The organism is Streptomyces asoensis (assembly GCF_013085465.1).
GTDB classification, from domain to species: Bacteria; Actinomycetota; Actinomycetes; order Streptomycetales; family Streptomycetaceae; genus Streptomyces; species Streptomyces cacaoi_A.
In genome coordinates this window covers 5606801-5618737 of record NZ_CP049838.1, presented here as the reverse complement: position 1 = coordinate 5618737, position 11937 = coordinate 5606801, and the positions used below count along the sequence as shown (strand labels likewise).

Here is an 11937-nt window from a genome sequence, read left to right as displayed (position 1 = left end):
AGCAGGTCGCATTTGCTTGCCGCGGCCCCTGAAACGTCAGCGCTACGCTGGTATGCACCGCCCCAGAACGGAGAGTGCTCGGCGAATGGGCAGCGGCTGCCGACCGCAGGGCGTGCGACTCCTAGAAGCTATCGTCAGGTGACCAAGGTAAGGAGAGCGAGTGTTGCGGCAGGCCAGCCCTCGGGGGACCTTCCTGAAGGTCGCGGATGCAGTGAAGACTCAGATCGAGGCGGACCCGGACATGACGGAGCTTCCGTCCCTCGCTGAGGTCATGAGCGACCACGCAGTCTCGAGGGGGGTCGCGCTCCGCGCGTTCGCTGTGCTGAGGCAGGAAGGTGTGGCTGAACCGACGCCGGGCGGACGGTGGCGCGTCGTGCGGGCAGGCGGACTAGTAGACCGGCGTCCGCTCGAACAGCGAATCGCGGACATCATCACGGCTGACAAGCTCGAAGTGGGGCAACCATTCCCCAGCGCTTCCGCACTGGCCGAGCGGTTTGGAGTATCACGTCCCACGGTGACCAAGGCGCTGGAGAAGTTGGAATCCGCCGGCGTGCTGGCGGGGGGAGGACAAGGCAAGGTGCGGAGGGTCCGTGCCCTGCCGATACGAGAGGAGCGTTCCTAGCTTGCCGAAGTTGACGGAGTGGGCCTATCCCTTGGCTGAGTCCCTGCTCGCCGAACCGCTGCCGCGGCGGTGGAAGCACTGCCTTGGGGTCGCCGAGAGAGCGCGCACGATCGCCCTCGTTCTCGACCAGGACGCGGACCTGTTGGAGGCCGCGGCGGTGCTGCACGACATCGGGTACGCGCCGGACCTGGCCAAGACGGGGTTTCACCCGCTGGATGGTGCTCGCTACCTCCGGGACGTGGCCGGCGCCGACGAACGAGTAATCAACCTGGTTGCTCACCACTCCTGTGCCTGGATGGAGGCGGAAGCGCGCGGCATGCGCGAAGAGTTGGAGGGCGAATTCCCCCGCGAGAGTGCGCACCTGAACGACGCGCTCTGCTACTGCGACATGAACACGACGCCCGACGGCACGCCCACGAACCCGATCGACCGCATCAACGAGATCACGGGACGGTACGGGCCAGACAGTCTGATCGGGACGTTCATTCGCCGAGCCGAACCCGAGATTCTCGCTTGCACGTACCGCGTCCTCGAACGCGTCGCCGCCGCCAAGCGTCAGCCGATGTAGGGAGCTGTGCGCGTCCGGTCCATGGCGTGCTCGATACGGAGCCGCATCGTGGGGTGCACGTCCAGCGTCGCCAGGTCCGAGGGGGCAACCCATCGGACCTGAGTCGTCTCGCTACTCGTACGGAGTTCGCCGCCGACCGGCCGCGCGCGGAAGCAGATACTGAACTGCTGGCGGACCTCACCGTCGTCGTACTGCATCACGTGCCCGGGGTCCGTGTAGAGCCCAGACACGTCGACAACTTCGGCCTTGATTCCGGTCTCTTCCCAGACTTCGCGCACGACGGTGTCGCTGATCGACTCCCCCACGTCGTGGCCGCCGCCGGGCAGTGCCCAACGCCCGTTGTCGGAACGCTGAATCACCAGCACCTGTCCCGCGTCATTCTGCACGAACGCAACGACGGACGGCACGACCGAGTTGGCCGGCGGGGCGTCAGGGTCGTGCAGGTAGTCGATACGTCCCATGACTCAGACTCCCGTGATGCTCTCTATGTCCTGCTCGGTGATCGGTCGGGCTTTCTCCCAGGTGTGATCGATGCTATGCGCGTACGTGTCGAAGAGGCCGCCGCCGGGCAGGCGGCGCAGATGCAGAACCGGCGCCATGTAGGCGCCGAAGCCGTAGACGTGCGGGTTGACCAGCATCTCGTCATCGGCTCGGTAGATGGAGTTGTAGAGCGTCGATTCGTGCAGCCTGAAGCCGACATCTGGGTGACTTCGCATCAGGGGGCGGTACAGCACTAAGGCATTGCGGATTTTCCCGTCCATGATCTGGTGACCCTCGTCGATACCGCGCTGCCGAACGGCAGCGCAACCAGGGTCTCCGAGCAGAATGCGGACCTGGGCCCCCGCTTTCACCTTCGCCCTCACCAGGTCGTGGAACAGCGGATCTTCCGAGAGGAACAGCCCGGAGTAGACAAGCACGTCCAGGTTCCGCTCAGCCCGCCCGTAGAGATCTCGCCACAGTCCCGGCGGCACGGTGTGCCGATGCGGGTAGACGGCCGCTATCTCGGCTTTGGTCAGGTCCGCCGCGCTGTCGACGTTGCGTTCGTCGTCCCACAGGGTCGTGACGTCAACCCTCAGTGCCGCCGCCGTCGCGTACTGATGGCGCCGATAGGGCGCCTTGCCCTGCGTGATCCAGCGTTCGACTGTCTTCGGGTTGACGTTGATCTGTTCAGCGAGGCTCTGCACGGTCATGCCACGGGCCAAGAGAGCGGACCGTAAGCGCTCGTTCGACATCTGCACCCCCGTTGGGACGTCTAGGGACTTCTTGACCGTAGCCAGAACTCCCCAAGCTGTCTACGCACGGGGTAACCAACTCCCTTGACCTGCGGCGATTCTGAATGTGCGCCAAGAAGTCCCGGCGTGAAGACCAAGAGGCTCCGTCGATGTACTTGACGGACCCTCATGCAGTACCTGTAAAACAGGTACTGCAACGGCCGAACGTAACAACTCGGCTGAAGGCGGCTTCACGTCGCATGCGCAGCAGGACCCCGCCGGACCCGCTTACACGCGGTTCGAGCGGCAGGGGAGACGTAAAAGTCCGTCGTCTTCACGGATCGATCGGTGTCATCGGCTAAGCCGCTGGTCTGACCCTCGGGCGTAGACCCAGGGACCGGATCACGGGGATCCCGTTGATTGGGCCGCACCCAGCCCATGGCATCCAGGGAGCAACCACTCAGCGAGTGACGACTGAGTGGCCGCGGTGACCGCGCGCCGGCCAAGCGAAGGGAGCAAGGCGCGTACGGAGCCGCGAGACGACAGTGACGGGCTTCCCCGTCACTCGTCATGCGGGCAGGACGCCGGCCTCACGTCGGTGTCCTGCCCGTTTGATGAGGACTTTCGAAGGTCCCACCCGCACCGCATCCGGTGCGGTCTCTTTCCCGCGGCACGCGCCCCGTAGAGGCACCTCCGGGCGCGTTCGAGCCGTTCACTGTGAGGAGAGACTTCCATGAAGTGCATCGTTGCCGGTCATCAGGCGCTCAGCCCGTCGGAGTTCGCGGAACTGGCGCTCGGCACGCCGGTTGAACTGTGGCTCGGGGTCGAGGGCGAGACTGACGAGGAGCGCGCGGCCCGCCTGGATGCGGCCCGCGACATCCTCACCGACCCCGAGTTCAGCAGCCTGCCCGACGACTTGGTCCGCCTGGCCGCGCGGGTGGTCGAGGAGCACCCGGACCTGTTCAACGTGGTCCCACTGGCCCGCCCCTCCCGTCGCCGTCCGGCACGCCGGGGGGCTGCCGCATGAACGAGGGTCTGACGCTGGACGGTCTTGCCGCGCCATTGCGTGTGCTGCGCCTGCTGACCGTGGACTTCGGGCACCTGCCCGCCCCGCAGATCGATGTGTCGACCGTCTACCCGGACCAATTGGGGCTGCGGTTCCACGACGACCTGTCCGCCTTCGAAGCATGGCGCGACGCGCTGGGCATCGTCCCGGACTCCGTGGTGTACCGCGAGCAGGGTGCCGGCCGCACGCGCGTGCTGAAGGCATCCACTGAGTACGCGGGCGCCGTGCTGGAGCTGACCGGGTACGGCGACGTGCACGCCCCGGCGCCGGTCGGGGCGCCGGCCTGATGGCGGCGCTGGGAAAGTGCTTCGACCCGACCGGCGCCCGCCACGGCATACCGACCTACCCGTGGCGGTACGCCCCGGACGGTTTGGCGACCAGACGGCAATTACGGGCCCGCGGCCTGCGTCCCGGCGGACAGCCGATCGCCGCGCAGGTGCTGCGACCGCGCTACCGGCGCGGGCCGCTGGTCGCCTACCTCTACTGCCTCGACAAGGCCAAGCCGGTGCGGCCGATGACGCCGGCGAAGCGCCGGGCGCTGGAGTGCGCGATGCGCGCCCGCCGCACCTGCCCGCAGTGCCGCATGGAGGCCGCTTACGTCATTCCCTCCTCGCTCGGGGTGTGCGTCCCTTGCGCCTACCCCGACGACAAGCCGCCGCCTGACCAGCACGAATCGGGCGGCATTCCCGAGAAGGAGTGAAGCAGTGAGTCATCCCCCGGAAAGGTCCCTGAGCAGGGGACAGATCATCCTGCTGAGTCTCGCCGCGGTGCCCATGGTCGGTTTCGGCGGTATGGGCGCGTGGGGCACCTACAGCAACATCACTTCCGTGTTCCACCGTTCTGCGACCGCGCTGGGTGTGGTCGCGGCCGGTGAGGGCGCAACGCTGGTTCTCGCCCTGACCCTGGTTGCCCTGACCGCGCTGGGGCAGTCCTCCCCTCTGGCCGTGCGGCTCGGGTTGTGGATGCTGCCGGCGGTGGCGTCCCTGACCGGCGCGGCGGTGGCGCAGTCGACCCGGGACGCGGTGGTGTTCGCCGTGACACCGATCGCCATGTCTGCCTCCGCCGAGGGGCTGGGCCTGGTGGCCCGCCGGATCGTGGTCTTCTGCACGGGTGTGGACGCGGAAGCGCAGCGCCGTAACGCGGCCGTTCTGCAACGCCTCGCCTACCACCGCGCCCGCGCCGCGAACCACCCCGACATGAAGGCGCGCAAGAGTTCAGAGGTGGAGTCGTGGAAGCTCGCCAAGAAGGTCGGCGCGGGTGACGTCCTGCTCGGGGCGCACCTGGTCGATGTCCAGCGCGAGCGGATGACGGCCGGCGCGGACGCCGCGCTTGCGGGCATGTTCCACCTCCCCGTCACGGCCCCCGCCCTTCACGCCCCGGCCACCCCGGAGCCGGCCGCCGTCGAGGGTGCGGCCGTCACGGCCGTCACGCCCCCCGTGACGGAGGAAGACACGCAGGTCACGCCCCCGCTGGAAACCGTCCCGGCCGTGCCCGTCACGCCCGTGACGGACGACGTCACGCCCGTGACGCTGGACGAGATCGCCGTCGTGGCCGGGGTCGCCACCCCGGTGGCGGGCGAGCCTCTGACGGACGCTCAGCTTGTGGTCTGCCTGCGGCATCTGCGCTACTCCGACGACCCGCCCCTGTCCTACCGCCAAGCTGTCGCCGCGTTCCGCGAGGCCGGCTTCGTGGGCGGGGAAGAGCGGGTGCGCCGGGCATGGGGCTCGCTGATGTCCCACGAGGAATCCGGCACCTGACAGCACCCCGGCACCACCAATGAAGGCCAGCCCAGGACTAGTGGGCTGGCCTTCGTTGCGACTGCCGGAAGCAGTCGACGCAACCAGTGAAGCAGACCCGGAGAGCCCCGGCGAGCGGCACCCTCGCAGACCCGGACAGCAGACCCGGCGAGCCGACATCACGACAGCACACCGCCTGAACTCCGCTTCTTTCAACGCAGAAACCCGGACGCCGCCCTGGAAAGCAATGCGTCCGGGTCCTGCTCTCCTCCGTGAAGGAGTGACCCTCAGCATGACCGAGACCACCACCGAACCGGTAGCCCACCCGGCTGCCACCGCACCCCCGCCCACCCCGGCACCGCCCCGCGAGACGCCCCCGGCTTCCGCCGCACAGCCCACGCCGGTCCATACGCCGGGTGGTATCCCGGTGCTGCCGCTGGCTCTGTCCGGCACCAACGGCGCCGTCGGCGCGGTGAGCACCGTTGCCCTGGTGGGTGGCGGTCCCGTGGCGCTGGCGGTGGCCGCGGGCGGCGCCGCCGTCCTCGGCACGGCCGCAGCCGTCCGTGCCCGCCGCACCAACCGCGAGCACCGTAAGGCAAACCCCGGCACGTCCGGCCGCCGCAGCGCTGCTGCGGGCCGCAGTACGGGCGGCACGTCCGCGGGCGGCCGGGGACGCGGTACCGGTTCCAAGCCGCCCAACGGAGCGGGGAAGTCCGGCGCGCTACGCGGCACGGCCGTCACGGGCGGCCGTCACACCGCCCGTCACGCGTCACGCCCCACCACGTCACGTGCCGCGGGCGCATCGGGCGCTGGCCGCACGGCGGGGGCGCGTACCGGGGCTGGCCGTGTCGGGCAGGTGCGGGCGCTTCGCCGGACCGGCAAGGAGCAGGCGCCGACCCGTTCCGCGGCACGGCAGCAGACCACCACTGCCCGCCGCGCCGTCGCGGACGCGCGCCGCAACGCCCGAGCCACTGGCCGCGCCAACAAGGCCAACGGCTCGAAGGGTTGGGCTGGCCGCGCCGCCGGATGGGCGGGCGGTAAGACCGCGTCCGGCACGCGCGCCCTGGTGAACAAGGCCCGTAAGGCGCGTGACCGGAGCACCGACGCGCAGGTCGGCGCGAAGCGGGCGCAGGTGCGTAAGGCGCCCGCCCGCCGCAAGGCCCGGTGGGGCCTGCTGAAGTCCGCGGCCCGTTTCCAGGGGCGCCGGCTGCTGGCCGCTCTCGTCTCCGGGGCGGCCGGGGTGCTCGGGTGCCTGACCACGCCGCTCGGTCGCAAGCTCGGGTGGCGGTGGCTGATGCACCCCGGCCGGCGGCTGTACCGGCGGCTCATGGGCGCCGCCCATGCCCAGCGTGCCGTTCGTGACGCGGCGATCCGGGCGCGGCAGGCCGAGGAAGAGGCCGCCACCGAGGAAGACCCGAACGAGATCGGGGACCGCGTCGCGCGTCCCGCCCACCTCATCCCCACGGCCCCCACGGCCGGTCAGGAGATTCACGTGTCTGGTTTCAAGTTCGAAGAGGCCGCGGCCGAGATGGAGAACGCGGCCCGCACCTACGAGCCCGACGGGAACATGGAAGTTCTCGCGATGATCGACAACCTGCCCACGGCGCTACTGTCGATCGCCAACACCTTCCGCATCCTGGCCGAACGCTCCGACGACGAGTTCGCCTTCGAAAAGGACGTCGCCGCCGGCTTCGACGACATCCACCGCACCCTGCTGAACGCGGTCGACGCGGGCGAGACCCTCGTACCGCTGTTCCGGCAGGTCCACGAGCAGGACATCGCACGCCACGAGGACCCCCGCAACGGCACCGCGGCCGAGAAGGGCTGGAACGTCTGACCATGACCACCACCGAGGCCACCATGACCAGCAGCAAGAACAGCAAGTCCAAGCAGCAGCCGGCCGAACACAACGGTGGTCCGGTGTGGGATTGGGCGGCCGGTCACGGACCCGTGACCGGCGCCCTGTCCGCCACCACCGGCGCGTTCGCCGTCGCCACCACCGGCGCCGCAACCGCCATGCCGCCCGGTTGGGCGCTCGCCGTCGGCGCGGCCGGAGCGATCGGCCACACCGCCGCCGGCATCCGCCTCAGGAACGCCGGCCGCACGATCGCCGCCCGCGCCGCGTCCTGGCTCGTCGGTGCCGGCTGGACGACCTGGGCCATGACCCACGGCCCCCTCACCTGGCAGGCGCTCGGCTCCCTCGCCGTCATCGGCGTGGGCACGGCCACCGTCACCCGCTCGACCAACCTCTACGAGGAAGCCCGCGAGGAAGAGGCCCTGCACGCCGAAGAGCGGGCGGTGGCCCTGGAGTTGTCGCAGGAGCGGCGGGCGATCGCCGAGGAGTGGGTGGAACGCATCCAGCGGGTGTGCGGACTGACGGTGCGGGTGCTGGCAGTGGAGCACTGGCCGACCGGTACCGGGTTCACAATCGACGCCGAACTCCCCGGCGGCACCACCTACGACCAGATCGCCGCGCGGGCGGCGGGGCTGTCGGCTGATGCGCACCTGCCGCACGGCTGCACCGCCACCGCCGGACCCGGTATCCACCAGGGCCGCACCCTGATCGACGTCTCAACCGTCAACGCGCTGGAGACCGAGACGCCCTACCCCTCGGACTACGCTCCGCTCTCCCTGCACACGGGGATCCCGTGGGGCTACCGCTCCAACGCCGAGCACATCCAGACTTACCTGCGGGAACAGTGCGCGCTGGTCGTCGGGCCGACCGGGTCAGGCAAGACGAACATGGTTCACGTGATCCTGGCCGGGTTCGCCCGCGCCACCGACATCCTCACATTCGTGATCGACCTGAACGCCGGATCGGCCGGCCTGTCGTGGGTACTGCCCGCCCTCAACCACCAGCCTCGCGAGGGTGAGCGTCCCATGCGGCCCGGTATCGACTGGCTCGCCGGGACGGTCGAGGAAGCAAACGTCATGCTCGATGCGGTGGTGCGGGTCGGGAAGCAGCGCAAGATCGCCTATCAGGCGCTGATGGCGCGTGAGGACACCGACCTGTTGCCGGTCGGGCCGTCGATCCCTCAGGTCATGCTGGTCATCGACGAGGGAGCCGAGATCCTCACCAGCACCGACAAGACGCTGAAGGAACTCGCCAAGAAGATCCTCGAAGTGATCCGGATGCTGCGCGCCATGGGCATCCGCACCGTCCTGACCGCCCTCGGCTCCACTGGGGCTGTGCTGGGCAACCTCATGATCCGCCGCGAAGCCAAGGTCAGGGTCGCGCTGACTGGCGGGGAGAAGGAGGGCATGGACCTCAGCAAGCTGTTCCCCGGCACCCGCGGCCTGAAGGTCGACCAGGCCCCGTACAAGGGCGCGGGGTTCATGGGCACTCCGGAGTCGCCGGCCGCGTTGTTCAAGTGCTGGCGGATCCTGCCCAGCCAGATCCGCGAGATCGTCGCCGCCACCTCCGAACGTCACCCCGTCCTGGACGACGTGTCCGCCAAGGCGGCAGGAGAGGCGTACGCGCGGCGGTGGGACGCCGACCGGATCGCTTGGATGCACAGCCCCGAGCCCAGCCCGCTCGCTCCCGCAGACGGGGCGGTCGGGGAGCCGCGGCGGGGGCTGAACCTGTCCGCGCTGCGCGACCGGCCCGCCGCGCAGTCGGGACCGGAGCAGGGGGCGGGTTCGGACGTCGACCGCCTCGCGGACGCGTTCATGCGCGAGATCGACGAACATTTCGGCACCACCACCGAGCCCGACCACTCCCGCCCCGAGCGGGACCGGCCGCAGCGTCCGGGACTGAACCTGTCCGCCCTGCGCGACAACCGCGACAGCACCCCGGAGCAGGGGGCGACGGCGGGCAGGGATAGCGGGCCGGACTGGCTCGCGGACGCGATCGCCGCGATCACCGAAGCGGGCGCGGCGGGCATGAAGCCGTCGGCGGTCGCCGACCGCGTCAACCGCAGCCGGCAGGCCGTGCGCGAGGCGCTCAAAGCCGCGGCGGAGCGGGGGGAGTTGGTCTACCGGGACAACGGTCCGCACTCGGTCTATGTCCACCCCGACCACGCCTGAATCGCTCACAGACGGCTACCGGCTACCGGCTACCGGCTACCGGAAACTTGCCACTAGCCGGTAGAACACCCCTCTACTGCCCAACAGGGGCCTCTGTCAGGTGTTTTCCGCTTGCCAGTAGCCACTAGCCAGTGACCACTACAACCACACACTGTGACCAGCAGGAGCCCGCCCGGAACCGTTCCGGGTGGGCTCCTGCGCGTGATCGGCTCGCCGGAAGGGAGCACCACATGCACCACCGCGAACCGCACGGAAACATCGCCGCCCACATCCCCGCCGACGTCTACCAGCGCGCCCAGGCCACCGGGCAACCGGTGGTCATCGTCGTCAACGACACCACCGCCAACGGCTTCCCGTGGCGGCGGCTGCTGTACCCGTTCGCGATCGCCGGCGCCGCCACCCTGGGCGGCTGGGGGCTGGTCGCCGCCCTGTGCTACCTGCTCGACTTCGCCGCCCACACCGCCACCGTCATCGCCAGCGCCGCCGGACCCATCGGCGTCGGCGGAATCACCCTCAAACTCGCCCGCGCCAAGAACTGACCCGAAGGGAACCCCGCATGGACATCGACCCCGACGAGATCGTCACGGTCGAACTGACCTGGGACAACGACGGCCTGCCCACCCTCTACAGCCGAGACATCACCCGCCGCCAACTCGGAAACCTGCTCTTGCAGTTCGACGCCATGGCCGACGACACCGAAGCGAAGCAGGAGCACGCCGCATGAGCCGCCGTGCCCTGCCTCGCCTGCGCATCCGCGTCACCGGCTGGCCGCGCCGCGCGCTGGTCCTGACCGACACCCCCGCCCCCGACTGCCCGGACTGCGCCGGCGACGGCGGCATCGAGCACGACTACGGCGACTACGAAACCGGCGAATACGCGGGCACCGAGTGGGAGCCCTGCCACTGCTGGAACGAGAACCGCCGCATGGTCCTCCTTCCCCTGCCCCGCCGCCCCCGGTGGCTGCGCCGACACGGCAACGGCCGCGACCCGTGGGGCTCCGACGACTACAGCAACGAACCCCCGTTCTGACCCGACCAGACCAGGAGATCAGCATGTCCTTCGGAGAGACCCCGATCACCATCGTCGGCAACCTGACCGCCGACCCGGAACTGAAGTTCACCGAGGGCGGCGCCGCACTCGCCCGCTTCACCGTCGCCGCCACCCCGCGCACCTTCGACCGCGACTCGAACCAGTGGAAGGACGGCACGTCCACGTTCTTCCGCTGCGCCGCCTGGCGCACGCTCGCCGAACACGTCGCCGACTCGCTGAGCAAGGGCTCGCGGGTGGTGCTGTCCGGCCGGATCCGTCAGCACGACTGGAAGACCCCGGAGGGCGAGAACCGCTCCATGCTCGCCGTTGAGGTCGACGAGATCGGCGCGTCCCTGCGCTTCACCACGGTGACCATCAACGGCAAGCGCCCGGCCCGCACCGCTCCCGCCGGGGACGACGCATGGGCCACGACCGGCAGCACCACGGCCAACGGGACCGACGCCGAACCCCCGTTCTAGCTACGCCAAGGGCGGCCCCCGCATCTCGCCAAAGAACCGGGGCCGCCCTTGTCAGCCAGTCACCCATCACGGAACTGGAGACATCCAGCATGACCCAACGCACCGACATCCGGCGAGCCCCCGGCTCGCCACCCCGCATCGTGGCGCTGTGCGCCGGCTACGGCGGACTCGAAAGGGCGATCCACGCCGGGACCGCCGGCGCGCCCGTCGCGTTCGCCGAGAACGACCCGCACGCCGCGGCCGTGTTCGCCGCCCACCACCCGAACACGCCGAACCTCGGAGACATCACCGCTCTGGACTGGCACCAGGTCCGCGACCTGTACCGGCCGGACGTGGTCGCCGCCGGTTTCCCCTGCCGCAACATCTCCAACGCCGGACGAAGGGACGGGATCAATGGCCAGTGGTCGCGCGTCTGGAAGAACGTCGCTGAGGCTGTGGGCGTCGTTCGACCGCGTCTCGTGTTCCTGGAAAACGTGGCGGCGCTCCGCTCGCGGGGGCTGGACGTCGTCGCCGCGGACCTGGCCGCGCTCGGGTATGACGCGCGCTGGACATGTCTACGAGCTGGTGGCCCCGAAGTCGGCGCCCCGCACGAACGCGACCGCTGGTTCGCAGTTGCCCATCCCGCTGATGCCGACCCCCACTACCTCGGACGGCACTGGCGGCCCCGGCACCAGCCCGAAACGACGGGGCGGGTTGAACCTGCGCACCGCCGTGACGAGGTTGCCCGCACCCCCGGAGTGAGCCTGCTACCCACCCCCGCCGCACGGGACTGGAAGTCCGGCGCCTCGAACCTCCTCGGACGCAACGCCCGCCCGCTCAACGAGATCGCCGTCAACCTCCTCGCCGGCACGCACACGCAGTCTGGTGGGCCGGTCCGGCTGGACGCACGGTGGATCGCCAGCGACGGCACTGACTACGGGCCCGCCGTCCGACGGTGGGAGCACGTCACCGGACGGGCGGCGCCGTGCCCGACCGAGCCGGGAACCCGCGACAACCGCCGCCTGTCCCCGGCGTTCACGGAATGGCTGATGGGTCTGCCCGCCGGGTGGGTGACCGCCGTTCCCGGCATCCCCCGAAAGGAACAGCTCAAGATCCTCGGCAACGGGGTCGTGCCCCAACAGGCTCACCACGCCTACGGACTCCTCCTCGGAGCCGACACGACCGCGCGGCGGGACGGGAGGGCCGCAGCATGAACGGCAT

At 69.9% G+C, this 11937-nt stretch carries 15 protein-coding genes; 13 read left to right on the top strand and 2 right to left on the bottom strand.

Features of this window, described 5'->3' with window-relative positions; translation table 11 throughout:
- The first annotated feature begins 241 nt into the window (after window positions 1-241).
- Both G9272_RS25120 and G9272_RS25115 read left to right on the top strand, forming a co-directional pair.
- On the top strand, window positions 242-622 hold the full coding sequence (locus G9272_RS25120) for a GntR family transcriptional regulator (RefSeq protein ID WP_367398584.1): 381 nt from the start codon (window positions 242-244) through the stop codon (window positions 620-622).
- 1 nt (window position 623) lies between these two features.
- Window positions 624-1190, top strand: a complete 567-nt coding sequence (locus G9272_RS25115) for an HD domain-containing protein (protein WP_171398652.1) — start codon at window positions 624-626, stop codon at window positions 1188-1190.
- Here G9272_RS25115 and G9272_RS25110 read toward each other — a convergent pair.
- Window positions 1178-1651, bottom strand: coding sequence for an NUDIX domain-containing protein (locus G9272_RS25110; protein WP_171398651.1), 474 nt, complete (start codon window positions 1649-1651; stop codon window positions 1178-1180). The two genes, G9272_RS25115 and G9272_RS25110, sit on opposite strands and share 13 nt — an antisense overlap.
- Window positions 1652-1654: 3 nt before the next feature.
- Window positions 1655-2380: an XRE family transcriptional regulator gene (locus G9272_RS25105; protein ID WP_253267939.1), complete on the bottom strand. Its 726-nt coding sequence runs from the start codon at window positions 2378-2380 to the stop codon at window positions 1655-1657.
- Window positions 2381-3134: 754 nt separating this feature from the next.
- On the opposite strand from G9272_RS25105, the gene G9272_RS25100 reads away from it, so the two are divergent.
- From G9272_RS25100 to G9272_RS25050, 11 genes are all read left to right on the top strand, one after another.
- A complete protein-coding gene (locus tag G9272_RS25100) occupies window positions 3135-3428 on the top strand; it encodes a hypothetical protein (RefSeq protein ID WP_171398649.1) in 294 nt (97 codons plus the stop codon).
- Window positions 3425-3754 carry a hypothetical protein gene (locus tag G9272_RS25095; protein WP_171398648.1) on the top strand — a complete coding sequence of 110 codons (330 nt, stop codon included), beginning with the start codon at window positions 3425-3427 and terminating at the stop codon, window positions 3752-3754. Before G9272_RS25100 ends, G9272_RS25095 begins: the two co-directional genes overlap by 4 nt.
- Complete coding sequence (locus G9272_RS25090; RefSeq protein ID WP_171398647.1) at window positions 3754-4167, top strand: RRQRL motif-containing zinc-binding protein; 414 nt, start codon at window positions 3754-3756, stop codon at window positions 4165-4167. Before G9272_RS25095 ends, G9272_RS25090 begins: the two co-directional genes overlap by 1 nt.
- A 4-nt stretch (window positions 4168-4171) precedes the next feature.
- Window positions 4172-5224, top strand: a complete 1053-nt coding sequence (locus G9272_RS25085; protein ID WP_171398646.1) for a hypothetical protein — start codon at window positions 4172-4174, stop codon at window positions 5222-5224.
- A 271-nt stretch (window positions 5225-5495) separates the two neighbouring features.
- Entirely contained in the window at window positions 5496-7040 is a 1545-nt protein-coding gene (locus tag G9272_RS25080; RefSeq protein ID WP_171398645.1) for a hypothetical protein, read from the top strand.
- Window positions 7041-7042: 2 nt separating this feature from the next.
- On the top strand, window positions 7043-9229 hold the full coding sequence (locus G9272_RS25075; protein WP_437184302.1) for a hypothetical protein: 2187 nt from the start codon (window positions 7043-7045) through the stop codon (window positions 9227-9229).
- Window positions 9230-9459: 230 nt separating this feature from the next.
- On the top strand, window positions 9460-9768 hold the full coding sequence (locus G9272_RS25070) for a hypothetical protein (protein WP_171398644.1): 309 nt from the start codon (window positions 9460-9462) through the stop codon (window positions 9766-9768).
- 17 nt (window positions 9769-9785) lie between these two features.
- Window positions 9786-9953, top strand: coding sequence for a hypothetical protein (locus G9272_RS25065; protein ID WP_171398643.1), 168 nt, complete (start codon window positions 9786-9788; stop codon window positions 9951-9953).
- Window positions 9950-10258 (top strand): hypothetical protein, encoded by a 309-nt coding sequence (locus tag G9272_RS25060; RefSeq protein WP_437184301.1) that lies wholly within the window; start codon window positions 9950-9952, stop codon window positions 10256-10258. Before G9272_RS25065 ends, G9272_RS25060 begins: the two co-directional genes overlap by 4 nt.
- 23 nt (window positions 10259-10281) lie before the next feature.
- Window positions 10282-10737 (top strand): single-stranded DNA-binding protein, encoded by a 456-nt coding sequence (gene ssb / locus G9272_RS25055; protein ID WP_171398642.1) that lies wholly within the window; start codon window positions 10282-10284, stop codon window positions 10735-10737.
- A gap of 89 nt (window positions 10738-10826) precedes the next feature.
- Window positions 10827-11930, top strand: a complete 1104-nt coding sequence (locus tag G9272_RS25050; protein WP_171398641.1) for a DNA cytosine methyltransferase — start codon at window positions 10827-10829, stop codon at window positions 11928-11930.
- Window positions 11931-11937 lie beyond the last annotated feature (7 nt).